The sequence below is a fragment of the Streptomyces sp. NPDC057623 genome, assembly GCF_042800355.1.
Classification (GTDB): Bacteria; Actinomycetota; Actinomycetes; order Streptomycetales; family Streptomycetaceae; genus Streptomyces.
Genome location: NZ_JBHVGZ010000057.1, coordinates 1 through 22846, shown reverse-complemented (window position 1 = coordinate 22846; position 22846 = coordinate 1). Strand labels below are relative to the sequence as shown.

24 protein-coding genes and 1 pseudogene are annotated in these 22846 nt (G+C 72.8%); 20 read left to right on the top strand and 5 right to left on the bottom strand.

The features are described 5' to 3' along the window. Positions 1 to 312: 312 nt before the first annotated feature. Entirely contained in the window at positions 313 to 813 is a 501-nt protein-coding gene (locus tag ACFU95_RS38015) for a hypothetical protein (protein WP_383838015.1), read from the top strand. A 74-nt stretch (positions 814 to 887) separates the two neighbouring features. Next, positions 888 to 1556, top strand: coding sequence for a class I SAM-dependent DNA methyltransferase (locus ACFU95_RS38010; protein WP_383838012.1), 669 nt, complete (start codon positions 888 to 890; stop codon positions 1554 to 1556). A 96-nt stretch (positions 1557 to 1652) separates the two neighbouring features. On the opposite strand, the gene ACFU95_RS38005 is transcribed toward ACFU95_RS38010, so the two are convergent. After that, a complete protein-coding gene (locus ACFU95_RS38005) occupies positions 1653 to 1823 on the bottom strand; it encodes a hypothetical protein (protein WP_383838132.1) in 171 nt (56 codons plus the stop codon). A gap of 120 nt (positions 1824 to 1943) precedes the next feature. Between ACFU95_RS38005 and ACFU95_RS38000 the strand changes: the two are divergent. The 3 genes and pseudogenes from ACFU95_RS38000 to ACFU95_RS37990 form a co-directional block, all read left to right on the top strand. Continuing rightward, a pseudogene (locus tag ACFU95_RS38000) lies at positions 1944 to 2178 on the top strand (ATP-binding protein); the annotation flags it as partial. 45 nt (positions 2179 to 2223) lie between these two features. After that, positions 2224 to 2490 carry a hypothetical protein gene (locus ACFU95_RS37995; RefSeq protein ID WP_383838121.1) on the top strand — a complete coding sequence of 89 codons (267 nt, stop codon included), beginning with the start codon at positions 2224 to 2226 and terminating at the stop codon, positions 2488 to 2490. After that, complete coding sequence (locus tag ACFU95_RS37990) at positions 2459 to 2989, top strand: DUF6879 family protein (RefSeq protein ID WP_383838009.1); 531 nt, start codon at positions 2459 to 2461, stop codon at positions 2987 to 2989. The genes ACFU95_RS37995 and ACFU95_RS37990 overlap by 32 nt, the downstream gene beginning before the upstream one ends. Positions 2990 to 3128: 139 nt before the next feature. On the opposite strand, the gene ACFU95_RS37985 is transcribed toward ACFU95_RS37990, so the two are convergent. Together ACFU95_RS37985 and ACFU95_RS37980 are read right to left on the bottom strand one after the other, a co-directional pair. After that, positions 3129 to 3332: a DUF397 domain-containing protein gene (locus tag ACFU95_RS37985; RefSeq protein WP_383838006.1), complete on the bottom strand. Its 204-nt coding sequence runs from the start codon at positions 3330 to 3332 to the stop codon at positions 3129 to 3131. A gap of 8 nt (positions 3333 to 3340) precedes the next feature. Next, entirely contained in the window at positions 3341 to 4195 is an 855-nt protein-coding gene (locus ACFU95_RS37980) for a helix-turn-helix domain-containing protein (protein WP_383838003.1), read from the bottom strand. A 212-nt stretch (positions 4196 to 4407) separates the two neighbouring features. On the opposite strand from ACFU95_RS37980, the gene ACFU95_RS37975 reads away from it, so the two are divergent. Next, positions 4408 to 4827, top strand: coding sequence for an ATP-binding protein (locus tag ACFU95_RS37975; protein WP_383838000.1), 420 nt, complete (start codon positions 4408 to 4410; stop codon positions 4825 to 4827). Positions 4828 to 4913: 86 nt separating this feature from the next. Here ACFU95_RS37975 and ACFU95_RS37970 read toward each other — a convergent pair whose 3' ends face one another. Beyond that, entirely contained in the window at positions 4914 to 7493 is a 2580-nt protein-coding gene (locus tag ACFU95_RS37970; RefSeq protein ID WP_383837997.1) for a DUF4157 domain-containing protein, read from the bottom strand. 477 nt (positions 7494 to 7970) lie between these two features. Between ACFU95_RS37970 and ACFU95_RS37965 the strand changes: the two genes are divergently transcribed. From ACFU95_RS37965 to ACFU95_RS37905, 13 genes are all read left to right on the top strand, one after another. Then, positions 7971 to 9527, top strand: coding sequence for a phage tail sheath family protein (locus tag ACFU95_RS37965; RefSeq protein WP_383837994.1), 1557 nt, complete (start codon positions 7971 to 7973; stop codon positions 9525 to 9527). Positions 9528 to 9577: 50 nt separating this feature from the next. After that, positions 9578 to 10018 (top strand): phage tail protein, encoded by a 441-nt coding sequence (locus ACFU95_RS37960; RefSeq protein ID WP_215185200.1) that lies wholly within the window; start codon positions 9578 to 9580, stop codon positions 10016 to 10018. After that, positions 10015 to 10515, top strand: a complete 501-nt coding sequence (locus tag ACFU95_RS37955; RefSeq protein WP_383837990.1) for a hypothetical protein — start codon at positions 10015 to 10017, stop codon at positions 10513 to 10515. The genes ACFU95_RS37960 and ACFU95_RS37955 overlap by 4 nt, the downstream gene beginning before the upstream one ends. Further along, the gene (locus ACFU95_RS37950; RefSeq protein WP_164992666.1) at positions 10512 to 10670 is read left to right on the top strand and encodes a DUF6760 family protein; all 159 of its coding nucleotides are present in this window, start codon (positions 10512 to 10514) and stop codon (positions 10668 to 10670) included. The genes ACFU95_RS37955 and ACFU95_RS37950 overlap by 4 nt, the downstream gene beginning before the upstream one ends. A gap of 4 nt (positions 10671 to 10674) precedes the next feature. Further along, positions 10675 to 13497, top strand: coding sequence for a hypothetical protein (locus ACFU95_RS37945; protein WP_383837987.1), 2823 nt, complete (start codon positions 10675 to 10677; stop codon positions 13495 to 13497). 61 nt (positions 13498 to 13558) lie between these two features. Then, the gene (locus ACFU95_RS37940) at positions 13559 to 13984 is read left to right on the top strand and encodes a phage tail protein (protein ID WP_383837984.1); all 426 of its coding nucleotides are present in this window, start codon (positions 13559 to 13561) and stop codon (positions 13982 to 13984) included. 67 nt (positions 13985 to 14051) lie between these two features. After that, the gene (locus ACFU95_RS37935) at positions 14052 to 14771 is read left to right on the top strand and encodes a LysM peptidoglycan-binding domain-containing protein (protein ID WP_383837981.1); all 720 of its coding nucleotides are present in this window, start codon (positions 14052 to 14054) and stop codon (positions 14769 to 14771) included. Then, positions 14768 to 16594 (top strand): VgrG-related protein, encoded by a 1827-nt coding sequence (locus tag ACFU95_RS37930; protein ID WP_383837978.1) that lies wholly within the window; start codon positions 14768 to 14770, stop codon positions 16592 to 16594. The genes ACFU95_RS37935 and ACFU95_RS37930 overlap by 4 nt, the downstream gene beginning before the upstream one ends. Before the next feature lie 34 nt (positions 16595 to 16628). Next, positions 16629 to 16967 carry a PAAR domain-containing protein gene (locus ACFU95_RS37925; RefSeq protein WP_383837975.1) on the top strand — a complete coding sequence of 113 codons (339 nt, stop codon included), beginning with the start codon at positions 16629 to 16631 and terminating at the stop codon, positions 16965 to 16967. Then, positions 16967 to 17389 carry a GPW/gp25 family protein gene (locus tag ACFU95_RS37920; protein WP_383837972.1) on the top strand — a complete coding sequence of 141 codons (423 nt, stop codon included), beginning with the start codon at positions 16967 to 16969 and terminating at the stop codon, positions 17387 to 17389. Before ACFU95_RS37925 ends, ACFU95_RS37920 begins: the two co-directional genes overlap by 1 nt. After that, the gene (locus ACFU95_RS37915; RefSeq protein WP_383838118.1) at positions 17389 to 19350 is read left to right on the top strand and encodes a putative baseplate assembly protein; all 1962 of its coding nucleotides are present in this window, start codon (positions 17389 to 17391) and stop codon (positions 19348 to 19350) included. The genes ACFU95_RS37920 and ACFU95_RS37915 overlap by 1 nt, the downstream gene beginning before the upstream one ends. Continuing rightward, complete coding sequence (locus ACFU95_RS37910; protein WP_383837970.1) at positions 19347 to 19910, top strand: phage tail protein; 564 nt, start codon at positions 19347 to 19349, stop codon at positions 19908 to 19910. The genes ACFU95_RS37915 and ACFU95_RS37910 overlap by 4 nt, the downstream gene beginning before the upstream one ends. Before the next feature lie 4 nt (positions 19911 to 19914). After that, entirely contained in the window at positions 19915 to 21276 is a 1362-nt protein-coding gene (locus ACFU95_RS37905; RefSeq protein WP_383837967.1) for an NADase-type glycan-binding domain-containing protein, read from the top strand. Positions 21277 to 21317: 41 nt separating this feature from the next. On the opposite strand, the gene ACFU95_RS37900 is transcribed toward ACFU95_RS37905, so the two are convergent. Beyond that, positions 21318 to 22478: a hypothetical protein gene (locus ACFU95_RS37900; protein WP_383837963.1), complete on the bottom strand. Its 1161-nt coding sequence runs from the start codon at positions 22476 to 22478 to the stop codon at positions 21318 to 21320. 280 nt (positions 22479 to 22758) lie between these two features. Here ACFU95_RS37900 and ACFU95_RS37895 point away from each other — a divergent pair. Next, on the top strand, positions 22759 to 22846 hold an 88-nt coding region (locus ACFU95_RS37895), incomplete at its 3' end, for a helix-turn-helix domain-containing protein (RefSeq protein ID WP_383838115.1).

The following is a 22846-nucleotide window of genomic DNA, read 5'->3' as shown; positions in this document are numbered from 1 at the left end:
TCCGACACGCCACGGACACCGAGGTACTCCGTGCACGGGTGACCGAGCTGAACCGGGCGGGACGAATCGGATGACTGCGCCCCACACCGAGAGCCTCCTCCTGTCAGCCGAGTGCGCGCTCACCGTTCGGCCCGGCTATAGGCACCTGCACCGCCAGTGACGCCGGACCAAGGACATTCCGCTGCCCCACGCCGTCGGCATCTGGCTCGTCCGCCGTTGCGGCTGCCCCCACCACGCTGACAACCGCCGACAGCCTGCGGCCGCCCCGAAGCCCACCAGCACGGCACGACACCTCCCAGAAAGGGAACGTCCATGACCGTCCTGCTCGACACCTCTTCCAGCACCCGCACCAGGGATCCGAAGGAACTCCTCAACACCGTCCAGCCGCACATCAGGCACCTGACCGTGAACGTCCTCGACAGTGGTATGAGCCTGTGGGACCGAGAGGTCGCCCTGCTGCTGCGCGACCACACCATGGTCCGCGACATGGCCGAACGCGTCCTCGGCAACGCCGTCATGTACACCATCGGCTGTATGGAGCATCCCGAAGTGCACCTGGGCGTCGGCAAGCTCGTCGACGTCGGCGTGCACCAGCTCATCCTCGACACGCCAGTGTGGTGGGCCCTCTGCGACGCCTACAACGAGGGCCGCTACAAGCACCACGCGCCGTTCGTCGAGCGCCGCCGCGACGGCCTGTGCCTGCGTACCGCGGACTTCCTCAAGTCCATCGGCTTCGCCATCGACGAGGAACTGTGGGCCATCGACGGCACGGACTGCTCGCCGTGCGACAACAAGGTCCCCGACAGCCACTGAGCCGCCCTACGCTGGGCCTGTCCTCAACCCACGTGAGGGCAGCGCCGCCCTTCCCTCGCAGAGGAACGCGTACCGTGCCCGTACCGCACGACATCCCCGCCGAGACCGCACTGTGGGACGCCTACGCCGAGTCCGCCTTCAAGGACGACGCCGAGCCGGTGTTCCACTGGACGCAGTACACCGGGCACGGTCCCGGCCCCGAACTGCTCGGCGATCCACGCAGCGTGCTGGAGATCGGCTGCGGCACCGGTCGTGCCCTCGCCTGCCTCGCCCAGCGCGGCATCACCGCGCATGGCGTCGACCTCTCCCCGGTCATGGTGAAGAGGAGCACCGAACGGTGGGGCGAGACCGGCGCCGCCTTCGCTTGCGGGGAGGTCCTGGAGTGGCTGGCCGCCTGCGAGGACACCTACGACGCCGTCTACTCGGTCTTCGGTGCGGCCTGGTTCGCCGACCCTGGCCGTCTCTTCCCGCTCGTGCAGGCACGGCTGAACCCGGGCGGTGTGTTCGTGTTCTCCCAGCCCCCGGCGATCCCGGGCGCGTACGGCCCGCAGGGTATGTACAAGGGCGGCTTCGCAGGCAAGGCCATGTTCACCTACCGCTACAGCTACCGCCCCACGGTCTGGGAGCGCCTGCTGACCCGGGCCGGTTTCGCCTCGGTCGAGGCGCGCGTGCTCGCCGCCCCGAAGCCCGGCCACATCGGGACACTGATCGTCCGCGCGGAGGTCTCGGCGCACCCCGTGTGACACCGCCGACGCGGTCTTCCAGGCGCAGACGGCCGCTTCCCCCTGGCGGATGGGCGCGGCGAGGGGTGTGCCGGCCGCGCGCAGCACCTCGTGCACTCAGGGATCCGGCTGCTCCACGGCGGGTGCGGGGCGGGCGCGGCGGGCGATCATCGCGGTCACCTCGGCGTTGCCCGCGTCGCTGGCGGATGTCTCCCGTCGGGCGGCGGCCCGGTCGCGCACCGGCTGCCGGGTCTCGGTCCGCTCCGTGCGGGGCCTGGACGTCTGCACCCGCTGCCTCCTCGTCACCGAACCCTGCTGCGTCCCTCGAACGCACCCCTGCTACGACCGGCAAGTCGACCGCGCGGGCGAACGGGGCGTCCAGGTCCGTGCGGGCAGTGCGCGGGCAGAAAGGATGCGCACGACCGGCACACCGACATCGAGTCGGCGTATCTGCTCCAGCGCATGGAGTCGTTCGACGGGATCGCGGTGCTGACCACCAACCTGCGGGCCAACCTGGACGAGGCGTTCACCCGACGCCGCGACCGTGGTGGCCGACTTCCTGGTGCCCGGCTCCGGCCGGCGCCTGGCCCTGTGGGAGCGCTGCCTGGGCGACCGGCTGCCGCGCGCCGGCGACCTGGACCTCGTCAAGACGCAACAACCTGCAACCGAGTTGGCAGCGGAGGGGACCGTGAATCTAGAGTTCGTCGGAATCGATCCGGAGACGCAGGGCGGCGGCTCGCCGACGGTTTGGGTCGAGGGGGAGACAGCGGACCTGGTGCTCCAGGGCATCAGGGCCGAGGATGCGCTGGAGGCACTGATCAGTGGAACGAAGTGGGTTGCCGGACACGACACGGGAATTCCCGCGCACGAGACGGTCATCCGCATCCCGGCCCGTATGGTGCCGATCTTGAGAAGGGCTTGCGATGTCGCAGAACGACGTGCCGGACTTTGCTGAACTGCTGCGCTCAGCCAACCGTTCAGCCGTCCATCTGGAGATGCGCGACGTCTACGGCGTCAAGGACGAGGCCGCCGACTTCGCCGCGTTCCTCAAGACCGGAGTACATCCCGATCTCGACCCCGGCTCCCCCGGCTGGTCCGGGTGGGTCCCCCTCGTCCGCGAAACCGTCAGCAGGGGTGTGAAGATGCGGCGGGCGCGGATCGTCTCCGAGCCGGTCACCGACTACATCCGCTTCGAACACGCCGGGACGGTCGTCAACATCGCGGTGGGGGAGGAGGTCCGTTGGCTTCCCCGCCGCCTCGCCTCCGACATCGCGCTTCCGGGGAACGACCTGTGGCTGATCGACGGCGAGCGTGTGATGTTTCACTGGTTCACCGGAGACGGCGACTGGGCCGGGCACGAGTTCAACGAAGACCCCGCCGTGGTGAAGATGGTCGCCACCGGGTTCGAGGCGGTGTGGCAGCGCGCCATCCCGCACGAGCAGTACGCCGTCTGACCTGGCTCGGCAATGCCCGCATCCCCCTCATCCAGTCCCCTCTACGACGGGGCACCGGCCTCAGCGAGAAGGCCCTCGGATGTGGGTATCCGCGCATGGTGCACCGCGTGCGGAGTCGAGGGATCAGGCGCCCGACGTCCTACGGCCTTGTGTTGGCGTGAGGGGACTTCACTGACTCGATGAAGCGGGTGAAGGCTCCGGCCGGGAAGGTGAGGGTTGCCCGGGCCGGGGTCTTTGAGTCGCGGATGGCTATGTGGGTGGTGGAGTGCGCAATTTCTACGCAGGAGTTGCCGTCCCCGGCGCCGGAGTAGGACGACTTCCGCCAATTGCTGGGGATGTTCATGGGGTGCCTCACAGCTCGTTGGCCAGCTTGTGGATGAGGTCGCGCGACCGCTCGGGTTCGAGTGACGCCGCTTCTACTCTACGGAAGAGTGTTCGAATAACGCCCAGCTGGGCCTCGGAGTCGATGAACGCTGCGGAGTGCGGCGCGTCGCGAACGGCGGTGTCCAGTCTGGGTACGGCTCCGCCGGCCAGCATCATGGCTGTCCAGGATCCGCCGAAGCCGTCCAGGTCGAAGGGGATGACCCGCACGGTGATGTGGTCCGCTTCGGAGGCGTCGAGAAGGGCAGCGAGCTGGGTTCGGGAGGCGGCGCGGTCGCCGATGCGGATACGCAGCGCCGCCTCGTGGATCACCGCTTCGTACGGTGTGGGGTCCGGGCCTTCGAGAATTGCCTTGCGCTGCATGCGGTGGCTTACCCGCAACTCCAGTTCACTGCTGGGTAGTTCGGGAATTCGGTCGGAGAAGATCGAGCGGGCGTAGCCCTCTGTCTGGAGCGGGCCGGGGATGTGCAGGAACTGGATCTCTTGCAGGAACGTGGCGTGGTGCTCCAACTCGGCCAGGTCGAGGAAGGGGGTCGGCAGTGCGCCTCGGAACTCCTCCCACCAACCCTTGGTCCGGCTTGTCGCCATGGCTGCCAGCGCCGAGATCAGTTCCTCATCGGTGCAGGCGTAATTGGCGGCGAGGCGGCGAAGACGTTCCTCGCTCACACCGGTGAGGCCTGACTCGATGTGATTGATCTGGGAGGAGCTCACTCCAAGTGAAGCTGCCGCTTCTCGGCCTGTGAGGCCTGCCGCGTCACGAAGTCTTCGTAGTTCGACGCCCAGGCGAAGCTGACGTGCTGTTGGTTCGGGCCTCAACCCCGCCATGTGCTGCTCCCCGGCTCAACGCGCTTGCAGGCGCGACTCGTTCCGGGTCAGATTACGCGATCGGCTTGCACGACGTATAAATTGAGGTCTACCTTCAGTGACGCGACGCACACGCTGCGGAACACCGGGACCCCGGAAGCGCACCGCCCCGTCCTGCCACGACGGCTGCGGCACTGCCACCGCCCGCTCAACCTCAACTCCCCACTATTCAAATGGAGTTCACTGTGCTCGAAACGGAACCCTGGGAGTACACGCTCTACATCCCGAACGACGTCCGAGCCGTCACCGTCTCCCGCCGCACCCTCCGGCTGATCCTCACCATGCACGGCCTCATCGGCCTCATGGACACCGCCGAGCTGCTCGCGACCGAGCTGGTCGCCAATGCCGTACGGCATACCAAGGGGCCCGCCGCGCTACGGGTCCGGTGGGCGGCCGGTGTGCTGCGGATCGGGGCGTGGGACGCGGATCCCGAGCCACCGCGGCCGCCGGGGGATCTGGAGGTGCTCGGGGCGGCGGAGGAGGGGCGGGGGCTGGCGTTGGTGCGGGCGTGTGCCGATCTATGGGGGTGGCAGCCGCTGACGAGGGAGGGGAACCGCGGGAAGTATGTGTGGTGTGAGCTGGCCGCGGCCTAGCCAGACCGGCACCCCGCTGCCCCGGGCCTTGGCAGATCAACCCGTACGCACCTCCGCGCCAGAGCCCGTACGCCGACAAGGCGTGACTACTTCGAGTTGTTGCGGATGGTCTTCTCCGGGACGTTCCCCAGGAAAACGCCGATGGCCTTGGCCGAGTACCGGCCCTTCATCTGGCTGAACACGGCCTCCAGGGCCGGTCCGAACTTCGGACGCGCTCCGGGGGTGCCACCGCCCCGCACGGCGTCCCGCCACTCGGCGAACGCGGGGGTCAGGGCGCCGAGCAGCAGTTGCTCGCCGGCCGCGTCCAGCGGGCCTCCGAGGGTCCGCGTAGCCGCCTTCGCCTTCTTGGGCGCCGACGACGAGGCCGCCTCGCTCTCGTCCGCCTGCTGGTTCCTGAAACCGGCGGTGCGGCGGTTCACCGTGTCCGTGAGGCGGTTCGAGGCGACGCCGAGATGTCCGGCGATACTGAACGTCGACACGTCTTCCTCGTCGTGCAGCCTGACGATCTCCTCCAACAGGGGCTGCGGGTAGTTCAGCGCGGCGTTGGTCTTGTTCTGCTTACGCGCCTCCAGGACCTGTTTGAACTCCGGCCCCATGGCGTCGTCCAGCCTCTTGCGCAGCGCCTCGTGCTGCTTGTCGTTGATGTTCTTCGTCCGGCCCCGCTTGACCCCGCGCCGCACCGCCTCCGAGTCGGAGGCCTCGCTCGCCAGGCCCTTGATGCCGCTCAGGTCCAGGTCGGCGAACGTACTGGTCAGCGTGCCGTCGCTCTCCTCGACCACATCGGAGTCGGAGGGCGTCTCATGGCCGCCGGTGCCGTGCTCGGCGTGGGTGTAGGCGGTCCTGCCGTCCCGCGTCGTCACCTCCTTGGCCGTGACCCGCTTCTGCTTCCCGCCGCCCGGGCCCGTCTGCGCGTCGGCGGGGGCGCGTTCCGACGAGTACGCGGAGACGCGGGTGCCCTGCGTCTGGGCCTTCGTGGTGATCTGCTCGGACATCCAGTTGCCCTCGCCCTGTCCGCCGGGCGGCTGGGTCACGTGCGGCAGGTGCTGTCCGATGGTGGCGGGCGACTCCTGGAAGAACGGGCCGAACCCGTCGTTGAAGCCCAGCGGGAAGCCACGCTGCCGGTAGTGCTCCAGCATCGCCCAGCACGCCTTGCAGGGCCGCTTCACACCGCGGACCACGATCTTCTCGCCCCGCTCCGCCTCGGACAGGCCGGCCGAGTCCAGCGCGAGCATCAACTTCTGCTCGGCGTGCATCGACTCCTTGCCGTCCGGGTTCTCCTTCGGCCCCGTGGAGTGCTTGAGCAGGATCACCGCGCCCTTGTACTTGTCCGAGGTGAGCATCTCGCGCAGCTCGGCCAGCTCAGCCTCACCCGCGGGCTGCGCCTGCAACTGATAGACAGGACCCTTGCGTTGCATCGCCTCGGCGGTGTCGCTGGCCCGCTGGCCCCGGTAGACCTGCTGGATCTTCAGCCTGGCACGCCGGTTGACGGCGACCACGTCGTCCGCCTCCTTGCCCGGCCGGCCCGTGCGCAGCTCCTTCTCCGACGGCTCGCGGTTCATCAGGTGGGTCAGGTCCAGCCCCTGTACGCCGTCCGGATGCCCCGCGGACTGGGCCTGGAGCCACTCCATCAACAGCGTGACGGAACGGTTCCGGTTGGTCGCGAACACCAGCCGCCCGTTGATCAGCATGCCCTGGACCTCGGACTCCCGGGGCGGGCCCGCCTTCTTCTTCGCGGTCCCGGCCGTCTCGGCCTTCGCCCTGCCCTTGCCCTTCGCGCCCTTGCCGGCGGGTGCGGACGACGACTCGGCCATGACGGCGTCGCCGTCCGCGTCCACGGCGGGCGCCTCGCCCTGCGCGGTCTGAGCGTTCTGCATCGCGACGTCGTGCAGATAGCGGATGCAGTTGAAGAGCCGGATGGAGATGTGCCGCAGGGTCTGTTCGGTCCGCTCGCCCTTCTGGTCGCGGGGGTACCTGACCACCGCGTCCTTGGTGGAGCGCCCCTCCTGCTGCAGCCGCGGCTCGCAGGTGCAGGCCCGTACGTCCTGGATGAGCTGCTGGAGGACATCGCCGTCCTCCAGGGTCTCGGCGATGTCGGACTCGTCGTCGCCGAGGTACTCCTCCTCCATGTCGCCGGAGTGCGTCCGCTGCACCGCGACCGCTCCCGGCGCGGGGGCCGAGCGCTGCCGCGCGGCACCGGGCTCCGCCGCGCGCTGCACGGGCGCCGGCCCGCTCATCACCCGCCGTGCCTGCTTCTCCGCCGCCACCTCCCAGCGGTCACCGGGATCGGAGACCGCGAGGCCCCGCTCGTCGACCGTGCCGCCGACCGGACCTTCCTGCTGCTGCAGGTAGTGGCCCAACTCATGGGCCAGGGTGTGCTTGTCACCGCCGCCGGCACCGATGACCACATTCCGGCCGGAGGTCAGCGCACGGGCGCCCACCTCGGCGGTGGAGGCACGGGCGAGCCGCCCGGTGTGCATCCGCACGCCGGAGAAGTCCGCACCGTCGAAGCGGGCCTCCATCTCCGTCCGCAGCCCCTCGGCCATCGGTTTCCCGGGACGCCGCAGCACCTCGTGGACCAGGGAGGAGCGCTGCACGGGGGCGGCCCCGTGCCCGCAGCCGGGGCCGTGTTCGTGAGTCTCCTCCTGCTGCTGCCGTGCTCTCTGCACGATCCGCGACACCGCCGCGTTGCCCAGCGACCGCTGTAGCGCTGCTGCCTGCCGCGGGCTCGGCGGCGCCTGGGGCACCGGTCCGGCGGGCCCGGCCTCCCGGCGCGGTACCGGCCGGGAAGGCTCGGTCGTGCTCTGTGGCCGAGCCCGGTCAGCGGCGGAATCACGCAAGGGACGGCCTCCCTGGTCCAGGAACGTCGGCGGCGGGGCATGGGTGCACCAAAGCTGTCATGCGACCGTCTCAGCCCCGCCCGCGTCCCTTCCACGGCGGCGCGGACCGAAGCGGGGCGGTCCGGCTGCCCGAAAGGGAAGGCCCGGCTGCCCTCCGGGCAGTGCCAGGACGGTCCCGTTCGGGCGTCCGTAAAGGCAGCGGTCCTGCCCCTGATCATGCCCCCGCGTCCCTGTCGCCCCCGCGGACCCCCGCGCAGACTCGACCTGGACACAGGTGACTGACCCGTAGGACGCGAAGGAGCGAGTATGCCGACGTACCTCACCCCGGGCGTGTACGTGGAGGAGGTGCAGTCCGGTGCCCGACCGATCGAAGGGGTCGGCACCGCCGTCGCCGCGTTCGTAGGGTTCGCCGAGAGCGGGCCGTTCCACGCACCGACACTGGTCACCAGCTGGGACCAGTACACCCAGACGTTCGGCGGCTTCACCGAGGGCGCCTACCTGCCCCTCTCGGTCCACGGCTACTTCGCCAACGGCGGCGGCGCCGCGTACATCGTGCGGATCGGCGGCCGGGCCGAGGACGCCTCCGCCCCGTCGGCCGACGGCGGCCGGCGCGCGCCCAGGGCGGCGGAGCCGGTGGCCCTCGGCGGCTTCCTCGTCGCCGCCAGGCAGGGCGTCACCGGCGTGTCGGTCGAGGTCGCCGACGCGGACGGCGAGAACCCGCCGGAGGACCGCTTCAAGGTCCTGGTCCGCCAGGGCGAGCAGGTCGTGGAGACCTACGATGCCTCCACCCGCAAGAACGTCAAGGGATACCTGGTCAACCAGGCCCGCGCCTCCAAGCTGATCCAGGTCACCGAGCAGCAGGGCGCCGCCCAGACCAGGCCCGCCGCCCAGACCCTGGCCGTCCCCGACGCCCCGGCCGCGCCCGCGCCGAGCGGCTCGGGTGAGGTGGCCCGCCTCAACCCGGCGGAGTACGTCGGCGACGCCGCCGCCCGCACCGGGTTCGGCGGCCTGGAGACCATCGACGAGATCACCATGGTCGCCGTGCCGGACCTGATGAGCGCCTACCAGCGCGGCGACATCGACGCCGAGGGCGTACGCACCGTGCAGCTCGCGGTGATCTCGCACTGCGAGCAGATGGGCGACCGCGTCGCCGTCCTGGACGCCCCGCCCGGCCTGGGCGCCCAGCAGGTGCGCGCCTGGCGCAACGACGAGGCCGGCTACGACTCCCGGTACGCCACCCTCTACTACCCCTGGGTCCGCGTCTTCGACCCGGCCACCGGACGCAACACCACCGTCCCGCCGAGCGGCCACATCGCCGGCGTGTGGGCGCGCAGCGACGGCGAGCGCGGTGTGCACAAGGCGCCGGCCAACGAGGTCATCCGCGGCGCGGTCGACCTGGAGCTGCGGCTCAGCAAGGGCGAGCAGGACCTGCTCAACCCGATCGGCGTCAACTGCGTACGGGCCTTCCCCGGCCGCGGCATCCGCATCTGGGGCGCCCGCACCCTGTCCTCCGACCCGGCCTGGCGCTACCTGAACGTGCGCCGCCTGTTCAACTACCTCGAAGAGTCCATCCTGTTGGGCACCCAGTGGGTGGTCTTCGAGCCGAACGACGACCGGCTGTGGTCCAGCATCCGGCGCAACGTCACCGCGTTCCTCACCGAGGAGTGGCGCCGGGGCGCGCTGTTCGGCCGTACGGCCGAGGAGGCGTTCTACGTCAAGTGCGACCGCGACAACAACCCGCCGGAGTCCATCGACCAGGGCCGCGTCATCTGCGAGATCGGCGTCTCGCCGGTCAAGCCCGCCGAGTTCGTGGTGTTCCGGCTGGCCCAGTTCTCCGACAGCACCAGCCTCATCGACGAGTGACCCCGGGTCAGCACAAACAACAGCTCCGCAAGGGAAGGTGACACACAGTCATGGCAACGGGCGATGCTCTTTCCACCCATGTCTTCGGCGTGCAGCTCGGCGGCTACCTGGTCGAGTCGATCCAGGAGATCAGCGGGCTGACCGTCGAGGAGGAGGTCGTCGAGGTACGCCAGGTCAGCGCGGAGGGCAAGCAGATCATCCGCAAGCAGCCCGGCGCCCGGCAGGCCGGTGAGATCACGATCACCCGGGGACTCGACCAGAGCAGTGAGTTCACCAACTGGATCAAGGAGACCCTGAACAACGGGGCCGTGAACTCCGCGCGGCAGAACCTCACCATCGAGATCAAGGACACCGAGGGCAACACGGTCCGCCGTATCCAGCTGATGCAGGGCTGGGCCTCCAAGTGGGAGGGCCCCTCCCTGAAGGCGGGCGAGTCCGCCGCGGCCACCGAGTCCGTGACGATCGTGTTCGAAGAGATCATCGTCGAATGAGGCGCCGTACCGTGACGGCGGGCAACCTGGAGGAGATCCTCCAGGCCACCGCGCCCGCCCCGGCGCCGGAGCAGACGGCGGCACCCCCCGCCCCCGCCGCTCCGGCGCCGCCCCGGGAGGAGAACGGGCTGCGCACCGAGTTCGAGTTCGAGCTGCCGCGCGGCTACGTGGACGAGGCGGGCACGGTGCACCGGCACGGCGCGATGCGCCTGGCCACCGCCCGTGACGAGCTGCGTCCGCAGATCGACCTCAGGGTCAAGGAGAACCCGGCGTATCTGAGCGTGGTGCTGCTGAGCCAGGTGATCACCCGGATCGGCACCGTCACCGATGTGCACGCCGGGGTCGTGGAGCGGATGTACGCCACCGACGTCGCCTTCCTCCAGGACTTCTACCGCCGGGTCAACAGCGAGGGCCACACCCGCGCCGCGGTGACCTGCCCGCACTGCGAGGGCGGCTTCGAGGTCGACCTCTCGGGTGGGCGCCTGGGGGAATCGTGACGTACGCCCTTCCCCGGCTCCGGGAGGAGATCGCGTACATCGCCTATCACTTCCACTGGCAACGCGAGGAGATCCTCGACCTGACCCACGGCGAACGGCAGCAGTGGGTGGCCGAGATCGCCCGTATCAACACCCGCGTGAACGAAGGCGGTTGAGCACATGGGATGGCGGGACAGGCTGCGCCGCCGGGCCGCGACGCCGTCTGCCGCGGCCCCGGACCGGGAGGCGCCCGGCACTGCGGGTGCCGCCGCGCCCGACGCTCCGGGCCCTTCCGTGCCCGGCGACTGGGACGGGGGCTGGCGCCGCACCGCCGCGCCGGAACTCACCGTGTCCCGCGCCCCGCTGGGCGTCAGCGACGGCCTCGCCTTCCGCGCGGGACTGGCCGCCTGGCAGAACCCGTCGTTCGACAGCGGCCTCGGGCACGCGCTGCTGCCCGCCGCTCCGGCCGGCCTGGTGCGCGGCGTCACCCGCCCGGCGGCTCCGCGGGCCACGTACACCGCCGGGGGGCCGCTGCTGCTGAGGGCCCTGCGGCCGGAGGGGGCGGACGGTGCGGAAGCCGTGGCCTCGGACGGGGCGAGGGCCGACGGGACACCGGCGATCGCCCGGCGGCCGGTTCCGGGGGAGCGGACGTCAGGGTCGACGGGATCCCGTTCGGGTTCGTCCGCCGTAAGGCCTCCCGGCGGCGACGCCGGTGGTGACACCCGTGCGGGGAAGGCGGGTTCGGGCGCCGCGGCTCCTCGGACCCGTGGCCTGACGGCCACGGATTCCCCCGCCGTCCTCTCCGCGTCACCTGCCGCCGTCCAACGGGCCGTCGAGCCGGGCACCAGCCCGGTCGTGGCCCCCGCCGACACCGGCCGCCCGCCGGTCGCCGCCAGGACTCCGCTCGTACGACGGGTGGCGGTCGTGCCGTCCGCGGCCGCGGACGGGACCGCGACCCGACCCGCTGCTGAACCGAACCCAGGGCGCACGTCCGCGACTCGGGGCGCTTCCGGGGGCCGTACGCCTTCGGGCCCGGCAGTCCGACGCGCCGCTACGCAGGCGACCGGGCCGCACCCGGAACCCGCCCGTACTTCCGGCGCCGACGGGCCCCCCGCAGCCGTCCGGCCCAGCCCGTCGGGGCCCCGCCTGACCGTCGCCCGACGCCCGGCCGGACCCGTGCGCCGCGTCACCGCGGTGCGTTCCGCAGCCCCTCCGGCGCCCACGCCCGACGCCTCCGGCACCACCACGCCGGCCGGCCCGAGCACGGACTCCACCGCCCCCGTACAGCGCGCCGCCACGCCCCCGCGCGGTCGCGCTCCGCTCGGCGCCCCGTTGAGTGAACTGCCGTCCACCGCAACGCCGTTGGGGCGCGACGCCCCCGCGCCCGGCGCCGGGTCCGCGCCCGGTCCGACCCTGCCCGTCGTCCAGCGCCAGGGCGACACATCGATGCCGTACGACAGCGGCACGAGCGCCACCAAGGGAACGGCATCCGCGGGCCCGGCCGACGCCCCGCGCCGGACCCCGGCCGCGGACGGCTCGGGCGCCCGCGCGCGCGGTGGCCTGGGCGCTCCGCTGCCCGAGCTGCCGGCGAGCGCCGCCCTGCCCGGTTCCGCCGCGTCCCCCGCTCCTCGTGCCTCCCATACGGGACCCGGCCCGGACGTCCAGCGCGCTCCGGGAGCGGACGCCCCGCTGCTGGGGACGGCGAACGTCCGGCGCAGCCCCCCGGAGCACTCCACCGGCACCGGGGGCACTCCCATGGAGCACGGAAACGGGCCCGCCACGCCGCTGGTGACGCCCTCCCCGGCCCACGCCCCCGACCGCCCGGAGACGGCGAACACCGTAGCCACGGGCGGCGCGGGAGGCTCGGCAGCGGCAGGAGAGGCGCGACGCCCCGGCTCGGGCGGATCGCGCGCCGACGCGCCGACCTCCGGCAGCTCCCGGGCGGACGGCCCGCGCTCCGGCGGGCGAACGCCCCGACGCCCCGCCGTTCCGGGCCCGGTCGTCGTGGCCAGGGCCGTGGCCCCAGGCACCGCGGACACCCGGCCCACCGCCGTGGCGGACCCGCGCCCCCTCACCGTGACCGGCTCCGCGGCACACTCCGCCACGGCGGCGGCTCCCCGCACCCTCTCGCTGCTGGCCGCCCGCCCGCTCACCCTGAGCACCAGAACCCCGGAAGGGGCGGCGCCGCCCACCGCCGCCCGCTCCGGCAGCCGCCCCGTGGTGGCGGCGCGCTGGCCCGGCGCACCGAGCGGGGCGCCCGCGCACCGGGCCGGCCCGTCGGCCGTCTCCCCGGCCGCCTCCCCCGGCGGTTCCGGGGCACCCGCACGCCCGCTGCCCGCCCCGTCCACGTCCGCGCCCACGTCCGCGCCCGCCCCGGCCGCACCGCGGCTCCAGCGAGCCGCGACCGCGCACTCCGGAGCGGAGGGCACGCGGGGCACGCGGGGCACACCGGGCACACCGGGCCAGGAAGCGGGCGGGCGAACGTCCGGCTCCCCGGCCCCGGTCCAGCGCGTCCCGGTCGTCCGTCCCACGCCGCCCCGCCCCGTGACCGCCGGCGCGGCCACCGCCGTACCGGCGAAGCCCCTGCCGGTGACCGCCCCGCAGGCGCCGCCGCTCGCCGACCGCCCGGCGGGCGTCACGGCACCGGTGGGACCCGTGCCCGTGGTCCGGCCGCGGACGGTCGCGGCGGGCCCGGCCACCCCGGTGCAGCGCGACGCCGCCGCCTTTGCCGGTGCCGACCCGCTCAAGGGCGTACAGGTCAAGGAGGTACCGGCGCGCGGCCGTCAGCGATCGTCGTCCGCGCCCCCCGCCCCCACCTCCGCCGCGACCTCCACCTCGGGCAGGGCAGCCGCACGCCGCCGTCCCGAGCGCGCCCAGGACGACCCCGGCCTCGACCTCGACGACCTCGCGCGCCGCCTGATCGACCCCGTGGCGCGGCTGCTGCGCACCGAGTTGCGGCGCGGTCGCGAACGCACCGGCCGCCCCTACGACGGACGCCGCTGAGGGCGCGCCATGGACGATGACCGACCGGACGACGAACGACTGACTGGCGAGTGACGGACCGATGACCGACAGCATCTTCGCGACGAGCGTGTACTTCCGGCTCGCGATCGGCGGCAACGACCTGGGCGCCTTCCACACGTGCTCCGGCATGGGCGCCGAGGTCGAGATGGAGACGTACGCCGAGGGCGGCAACAACGGCTTCACCTGGCAGCTGCCCAGCCGGGTGACCTGGTCCAACATCACGCTCACCCGGCCCGTCACCGCCGACACGGCGAAGATCGCCCGCTGGCTCGACGAGACGCTGAAGCGGGTGGAGCCCAAGGACGGCGAGATCGTGGCGCTGAAACCGGACCTGACGCCGATCATCAGTTGGCAGGTGTCCGGGATCGTCCCGGTGCGCTGGCAGGGTCCGTCCTTCGACCCCGCCGACTCCCAGGCGGCGGTGGAGACCCTGGAGATCGCCCACCAGGGCCTGCGCCCGTCCTGACCCGCCCGCACGCATACCGCCCTCGATCACCGCCCTCGACAGCCGTCCCAGGAAAGGAGGTCCCGCCGTGTCCCCAGCACGCTCCAGCCGGGCCAGGGCCCAGCTGACCCTGAAGGAGCCCCCCACCTCCGTGGGCGCCAAGCCCGGCGGGACCATCGCGCGGCTGAACCTCCAGTTCAACCCCTCCACCCTGGAGCTGAGCAAGAGCACCGAGTGGCGGCGCACCCCGTCCCGGATGGCGGGGCAGTCGGCGCTGCCGGAGTTCGTCGGCAGCGGCCCGCGCACGCTCAGCCTGGAGGTGTTCCTGGACGCCACCGCCACCCACGACAACTCCGTGGAGCTGGCGGTGGAGAAGCTGATGAAGGGGTGCGTGCCGACCCCGGCCAGCCTGGGCCGCAAGAAGCCGGCCAGCCCGTGGGTGCGGTTCGAGTGGGGCACGGCGCGGACGACGTCGTTCGACGGGGTGCTCTCCAGCCTGTCGGTGAGCTACACGCTGTTCGACGTGGACGGCAAACCGCTGCGGGCCACCTGCGCGCTGTCCATCGAGGAGGCGAGCGTCGACCCGGCGGGCCAGAACCCGACGTCCGGCGCGCGCACCGCCCGCAGCACGCACACCGTGGTGGCGGGCGACAGCCTGGCCCTGCTGGCCTGGCGGGAGTACGGCGACCCGACGGCCTGGCGGGTCATCGCGGAGGCCAACGACATCGACGACCCGATGGCTCTCGTACCCGGCACCGAACTGGTGGTGCCGGGACTGCGCGACGCGGGCGCTGAGGAGGACCAGTGAGCACATCCGAGGCGCGGGGCGGCCGGTCGTTCGCGGCCGACCCCGTCATCGAGACGCCCGCCGAACTCCCGCGGATCTGGGCCGCCCAGCTGGTGAACTGCGTGGTCGACGAGAACGTGGGCCTGCCGGACGCGGCCGTCCTCACCTTCCGCGACCCCGACCACGAGTTCCTCCAGAAGACCGGCATCACCATCGGCACCCCGCTGAAGGTGTCGGTGGTGACCGTCTCCGGGCAGGCGCGCGAGCGGCTGTTCAGCGGCGAGGTGACCGCCCTGGAGCTGGACCGGGACCGCACGGGCTCGTTCACGGTGGTGCGCGCCTACTCCAAGGCGCACCGCCTCCAGCGGGGCCGCAAGGTCGTGGCCTACCGGAACATGACGGCGGCCGCGATCGTCCGCAAGGTGGCCGCCGGGGCCGGGCTGGCCTGCGGGAAGGTCGAGGCCGAGCCGGTCACCTACCAGCAGCTGTCGCAGGCGAACGTGTCCGACTGGGACTTCCTGCAGTTCCTGGCGGGGGAGAGCGGCGCGCAGGTGCGGGTCGACGACAAGGGGCTGCTCCAGTTCACCAAGCCGCAGAAGGCGTCCGGCGCGCCCGCCCCGTCGACCCCGGCCACCCGCAGCCCGATGGTGCTGGAGTACGGGCGCAACCTGCTGGCGCTGCGGGCCTCCCTGTCGGCCGCGGACGGCGCGCAGCAGGTGGAGGTGCGCGGCTGGGACGTCGCCAACAAGCGGCCGCTGGTGGCCCGCAAGCCGTCGGTGGACAGCGACACGGTGGTGCCGGGACTGAGCCCGGCGTTCGCCGCCCGGTTCGGCAAGTCGTCGAAGCTGACCGTCACGGACACCCCGTACCGCACCCACGCCGAGACGAAGGCGGTCGCGGACGCCACGGCCGCCGAAGTCAGCGCCGGGTTCGGCGAGCTGGAGGCGCTGGTCGAGGGCAACCCCAAGCTGCGGGCGGGCAAGCCCGTGGCGCTCGGCAACGTCGGGCAGGCGTTCTCCGGGAAGTACACGGCGACGGCGGTGCAGCACGTCCTCGAACCGCACGGCGGATACCGGACGACGGTGTGGGTCAGCGCCAGCCCGGACCGCTCCCTGACCGGCCTGGTGACCGGTGCGAACGCGCCCGGCCGCGGCCCCCGCATGCCCGGTCTGGCGATCGGCGTGGTGACCGACGTGCGCGAGGCGGGCGGCGCCGAGTCCGGCGGCGTACGGCTGAAGTTCCCCTGGCTGGACGACACCTACGTCACCGACTGGGTGCGCAGCGTGCAGTGGGGCGGCAAGGGCGGTGGCGGCGTGTTCAGCCCCGAGGTCAACGACGAGGTCCTGGTCGGCTTCGAACAGGGCCTGCTGGACAGCCCGTACGTCATCGGCGGGCTCTACAACGGAGTGGACAAGCCCTCGCCGCACAAGGTCCCGCTGATCGACAAGACCACCGGGAAGGTCAACCGGCGTTCCCTCGTGTCGCGTTCGGGGCACCGGGTGGAGCTGCTGGACGCGCGGGCGCCGGGCCTGTCCGGACTCAGGCTCGTGAGCGCGGACGAGCGCCTCGAAGTACGCGTCGACCAACGGCGGGGCCAGATCGAGCTGACGGTGTACTCCGGGAAGGGCGTACGGCCTCTCAGCTCCGTCCTGCTCGACAAGAAGGGCATCACCCTGGACGCGGGCCGGGGCAACGTGAGCGTGTCGGGCCGCAACGTGGACATCCAGGGCCGGGTCGGGGTGAAGATCGGCGGCCGCAACGTGGACGTCAGCGGCAGCTCGGGCGTCACCGTCGACGGCGGCCTGCTCGGCATCCTCAAGGCCAAGCTCATCCGGATCAACTGACCTCTGTCCAGCCGACGTTCCCCGAGGAGATGCCATGCCGGCTGCAGCCCGTACCGGTGACCCCACCAACCACGGCGGCGTGATCGCCCTGCCGACCGGTCCCGCCGCCCAGGTGGTGCTGCGCGTGCTGATCGGCGGCCGCCCCGCGGCCGTGACCACGGGCCTCCCCGGCCCCCCGGGCAGTGTGCACACCTGCGCGATGCCCCCGCACCTGGCCCTGGGACCGGGCAACGTGGTCATGCCCGACCCGGCCGCGCTCGCCCGGGGCCAGGTCCTCATCGGCGGGCTGCCGGCCGCGAAGATGCGCGACAAGACCACGTGCGGCGCGATGATCTCGGGCGGTGCCCCGAACGTCCTGATCGGGGGCGTGTGATGAGCGACCGGTTCATCGGCCGCGGCTGGGGGTTCCCGCTGCGGGTGGGGCCGACCGGCGGGATCGGCATGGTCGAACGGGAGCGGGAGATCGAGGAGGCCATCCGCCTGGTCCTCGGCACCGCGCCCGGCGAGCGGCCCATGCGCCCCGAGTTCGGCTGCGGCATCCACGACTACGTCTTCGCGCCCGGCGACGGCGCCACCGCCGGACGGATCGCGCAGCAGGTGCGCGAGGCCCTGGAGCGGTGGGAGCCGCGCATCGCGGTCGACGACGTGGTGGTGGCCTTCGACGCGATCGAGGACGGCACCCTCTACATCGACGTGCACTACACCCTGCGTTCCACCAACGACCGGCGCAACCTGGTCTTTCCCTTCTACACGATCCCCTCCGAGGAGGGGGCCGAGGAATGGGGCGCCGCCTGATGGCCCTGCCCTCCCCCAACCTGGACGACCGGCGCTTCCAGCAGCTCGTCGACGAGGCGAAGCGGTATGTGCAGCAGCGGGCCCCGGAGTGGACCGACCACAACGTCTCCGACCCGGGCGTCACCCTGATCGAGACGTTCGCCTACCTCGTGGACCAGCTGCTGTACCGGCTGAACCGGGTCCCCGACAAGAACTACACGGCCTTCCTGGACCTGCTCGGCATCCGTCTGTTCCCGCCGGCGGCGGCCGTGGCCGAGGTCGACTTCTGGCTGTCGGCGCCGCAGCCCGACACGGTGACACTGACCCCGGGCACCGAGGTGGCCACCGCGGGCGGCGAGGCCGACGAGGCCGTGGTGTTCACCACCACCGACGAACTGCGCATCGTGCCCAGCGAGTTGATCCGCCTGGTGACCGCGTCCCGCGCCGGTGAGCAGACCGACCGGACCGGTGAGCTCGCCGAGGGCCGCGACATCCCCGCCTTCCAGGCGGCACCCCGGCCCGGCGACGCGCTGCTGTTCGGCCTGCCGACGGCGGTGCCGCGCTGCGTGGTCGCGGTGAACCTGGACAGCCGCGTGGAGGGCATCGGCGTCGACCCGCGCCAGCCCCCGCTGGTGTGGGAGGCGTGGGACGGCGGCGGCTGGCAGGTGTGCGAGACCGGCGAGGACTCCACCGGCGGCCTGAACCGCCCCGGCGAGGTCATCGTGTACGTACCGGCCGGGCACACCGCGTCGGTGATCGGCGGGACCCGGGCCGGCTGGCTGCGCTGCCGGGTCACCGAGGCGGAGCCGGGCCAGCCGTTCTACTCGGAGTCCCCGACGGTGCGCGAGGCGTCCGTGTTCACCGTGGGCGGCACCATGACCGTCGAGCACGCCGAGAGCGAGAGAGACGTGCCGCTCGGCACCTCGGAGGGCGTCGCCGGGCAGACGTTCCGGCTCGGCCGCCCGCCGGTCCTCCTCGACCGCGAGCCCCCCGTGGTGGAGGTGTCCTCGGCCGAGGGCTGGCAGCGCTGGGACGTGGTCGAGCACTTCGGCCGCTCCGGCCCGGCCGACCGCCATGTCCAGGTCGACGCCACCACCGGCGAGTTCACCTTCCCGCCGGCGCTGCGCGAACCGGACGGCACCCTGCGCCAGTGCGGCGCGGTGCCGCCCAAGGGCGCCCAGATCCGGGTGGCCCGCTACCGCACCGGCGGCGGCCCCGCGGGCAACGTGGCCCGCGGCGCGATCTCCGTACTGCGCAGCTCCGTCCCCTACGTCGCACGGGTCGTCAACCGGGAGTCGGCCGGCGGCGGCGTCGCCGGCGAGACCCTCGCCAACGCCCGGCTGCGGGCGCCGGACGCCTTGCGCATGCAGGAACGCGCCGTCACCGCCGGGGACTACGAGATCATCGCCGGCCAGGCCGCGCCCTCGGTGCGCCGGGTCCGCTGCCTGCCCGCCGCCGAAGGAGCGGGCGCGGTACGGGTGCTGGTGGTCCCGGACGCGGTGGCCGACGAGGGAGACGACCGCCTCCGCTTCGAGCAGCTCATCCCCTCCGACCAGGTCCTGCGGACGATCACCACGAGCCTCGACGAACGCCGTCTGATCGGCACCCGTCTGGTCGTCGAGCCGCCGGTCTACCAGGGCGTCACCGTGGTCGCCAGGCTCGCGGCGGCCCCCGCCGACACCGACCGCGTCCGCGACGCGGCCCTGGCCGCCCTGTTCCGCCACCTCAACCCGCTGGTCGGCGGCCCGGACGGCACCGGCTGGCCCTTCGGACGACCGGTCCAGTACGGCGACGTCTTCGGCGTCCTCCAACGCGCCACCGGCAACGCGCTGATCGAGGAGATCCTGCTGTTCCCGGCCGACCCGATCACCGGGCGGCGCGGCGCGCCGACGGACCGCGTCGACGTGGCCGCGGGCGCGCTGGTCTTCTCGTACCAGCACCAGGTGGTCGTCACGGCCGTGGAGCCGGAGGCGCGGGGATGAGCCGCGCCGCGATACCCGGTCTGCCGAGCCGGCACCCGATCGGTGGGCAACTGCCCGCGCTGTACGCCGACGACGACTTCGCGCAGCGTTTCACCGCCGGACTGGACACCGTCCTCGCCCCGGTGTTCGCGACCCTCGACAACCTGCCCGCCTATCTCGACCCCCGGGTGGCCCCGGCCGACTTCCTGACCTGGCTGGCGTCCTGGGTGGGCGCAGCCGACGACCCGCAGTGGCCGGTGGAGCGGCGCCGCGAGGCGGTCGCCCGCGCCGTGGAGCTGCACCGGTGGCGCGGTACCCGGCGCGGCCTGGCCGAGGCGCTGCGGCTCGCGCTCGGCGTGCACGCCGAGGTCACCGGGGACGGTGGCGCGGTGTGGTCGAGCACTCCCGGCGCCGACCTGCCGCCGGAGCCCTTGGCCGAGGTCCTGGTCCGGGTGTGGCCGGACCACGGGGCCTGGGCGGACCCGGCCAGGGTCCACGAGGTCGTCAGGGCCATGTGCCCGGTGCACACCGTCTGCCGGGTGGAAGTCCTGCCCGGCCCGCCCATCGACGAAGGGAGGTGACGCCATGCGCGCCTGTCCCGCGTGCGGGGCGTCCAACGGCTCCACGGACGACTTCTGCGGCAACTGCGGGGCGTACCTGGGGTGGTCGGACCGTCCGGCGGCTTCGGGTACGCCGTCGGAGCCACCGCCGTCGAGTACGCCCGCGGAGCCCGCAGCCCCCGGCACGTCCTCGGCGCCGTCGGCCCCGGGCGCACCCGGCCCCACGCCCTCGGAGCCGCCGGCCCCGGGCCCACCCGCCGAGCCCCCGGCCGCACCGCGGACCACGCCGCCCGCCGCGGGTTCACACAGCAACGACGGCGGCGGCGACAGCGCAGGCTCCGGGGCCGGTTCCGGTCGAGACGGGACGCCGAGCCCCGTACCCCGGCCCGGCCCCGACGGTGCCGGCTCCGCGCCCTCCGCTCCCGCCTCCCGCCCGACCACCGGCGAGGCGTCCCGCGCCGACGAACCCGCCGCCACAGGCGGGGCGCCCACGGCCCCCGCCCCCCACCCCGCTCCGGCTTCCCCACCCGCTCCGGCCGCTCCGGCCCCCGGGAACTCGCCGGGCCCCCGGCCCCCGGCCGCCCCCACCCGGGACACGTCGGCTCCCGCCCCCATCCAGCCCGTACGCCCCGCGAAGCCGGTGGCGCCCCGCCCGGTCGTGCGCCCCGCGGAGGCCCCCGACGAAGTGGCGGGCGCGCCCTGCCCCTCCTGCGGCACCGCCAACCCGCCCGGCCGCCGGTTCTGCCGACGCTGCGCGACCGCGCTGAACCCCGCCGCGAAGCCCGAACCGCTGCCGTGGTGGCGGACGGTGTGGCCGTTCCGCCGCCGGGTGCGGGCGAGTTCGGGCCGGGCGGTGCGGTTCCTGGTGATCCTGGCCGTGCTGGTGGCGCTGTGCGCCGGCGCCCTCCTGCTGTTCCCCGCCGGACGCGCCCTGTTCGAGGACACCCGGGACAAGCTGGGCAAGGCCAAGACCATCACCCCGGTGGACATCGAGGCGAGCGCCGCATCGCCCCGGCACCCGGCGAAGAACACCACGGACGGCCTGAGCAACAGCTACTGGGGCGCCCCCGCGCCGGGCGCCTCGGTGACGTACACCTTCCGCAAGCCGTTCCGGCTGGTCGACCTGATCATCACCAACGGCCCGTCCAAGGACCCGCAGGACTACACCGGCCAGGCACGCGCACTGCGGATCGACCTGGAGGTGACGACGCAGGACGGCGAGCAGCGGCACAAGGAACTCACCCTCAGCGACAAGCCGGGCCCGCAGACGATCCACACCGCGCTCAGCGACGTGAAGACGGTACGCCTGGTCCTGCGCGAGCCCGTGGGACTGACCCCGGGACGTCAACTGGCCCTGGCGGAGGTGGAGTTCTTCCAGCGCGGCTGACCCGGCCCGGGCCCCGACCCCGGCCCAGACCCGGACCCGTCCTATGACGGCTGACCCGACTGACCCGGCTGGTCCTCCGATCCGCCCGCGGGGCGGCGGGCGCGGCTCCGGCGGTCGTACGCCGCCTGGGCCGCCGCCCGCAGCCGTACGTAGAAGGGGTTGTCCTGGCCGGTCTGCCACATGTGCAGGTAGATCAGCATCTGGTTCAGCACGGTGTCGTACTCGACCAGGGTGCCGGAGGCGTTTCCGGCCGCCTTGCCCCAGCCGACCAGCCGCTCCTTCTGCGCGGCGGTGATCTTGCCCGCCTTCTCGAAGGAACTCGCGTACTGCTCCAGCTTCTGCGGCTGGGCGCCGTAGACCAGCTTCTCCTCCAGCATGCTCTGCTGGAAGTCGTCGAACTCGGCGTTCCCGGCCAGGGCCGCCTTCAGATCGGCGAGCGCCTGCTTGCGCTCCGCCGCCAGCGCCGCGACCTCCGCGTCGGTCGCCCCGGACCGCACCAGCTCCATCACCGGGCTGCTGCCGAACGCCTGATGGGCCGCGACATGGGTCAGCTCATGGGCGATGTGCCCCAGCAGGAAGGAGGTGCCGCCCCTGGCCTGGGTGTCGACGTTGAACGTGAACGCCGGGTCGCCCTCGGCGGCGGCCGGGTCGAGCTTCATGCCGCCCATGCCGCCGCGCGGGTACTGCATCACGGTCACCAGCGGCACCACGGCCATCAGCTCCCCGATGACGGCGCGCGTCTCCTCGGGCAGCGCCCCGTCCTCGCGCAGCGCCCCCAGCTTCTGGACGAAGTCACCCATCATCGTGTGGAACCTGTCCGCGGGGATGGCCTGGGCCGCCTTCTGGGCCTCACCGGCCGGCATGCGCAGGTCGAGGTCCGGGTTCCTCCCCTCGTCCATCACCTGGTCGATCTCGGTCAGCAGGTCCCGGAAGACCGCCTCGGGATCCAACTGCCCCTGCGCCGCCTGGGCCTGTTCGCCGAGCCGCTGGGTGCCCCCGACCCGCGAGCCCGCGTCGCCCTTGTGAGCCACGTAGTCGCCGCACGCCCTGACGATGTCCTTGAGGGCGAGCAGCCGGGCCCCCTGTCTGGCGTCCGGCAGCGCGTAGAACGCCTTGAGCGCCCGGTCCACCTTGGTGATCTCGGAGCGGCCGCGCAGTGCGGTGCCCCCCGTGCCCTGCTTGAACTCGTCCTCGGTCATCATCCGGGACACCGTGACCATCTGGGAGGCGACCGTGTTGCCGGCGGTGCTCTGGAACGCCCCGGGGGTGCGAGGGCCACGGCTGCTCCGCGCGGGCGTCACCTGCGGCGTGCCGTGTGTCTGCCCGGGGACTTCATCGGATTCCTCCGTGGATACCCCGGCCTTCAGGCCGGGGAGGAAACGGACTCCTGCGGAGCAGGGCAAGGGGCCGCGATTCGCCGCCAGGGCGGATCGCGGTGCTCTGACCAGCGGGTTTGATGCTAAGCCTGAGCCTCACTAGTTTGTGAGCGTGACCACGACGTGCGTGAAGCGGGCGTTCAAGTACCGCTTCCATCCGACCGACGCGCAGGCAGCCGAGCTGTCGCGCACGT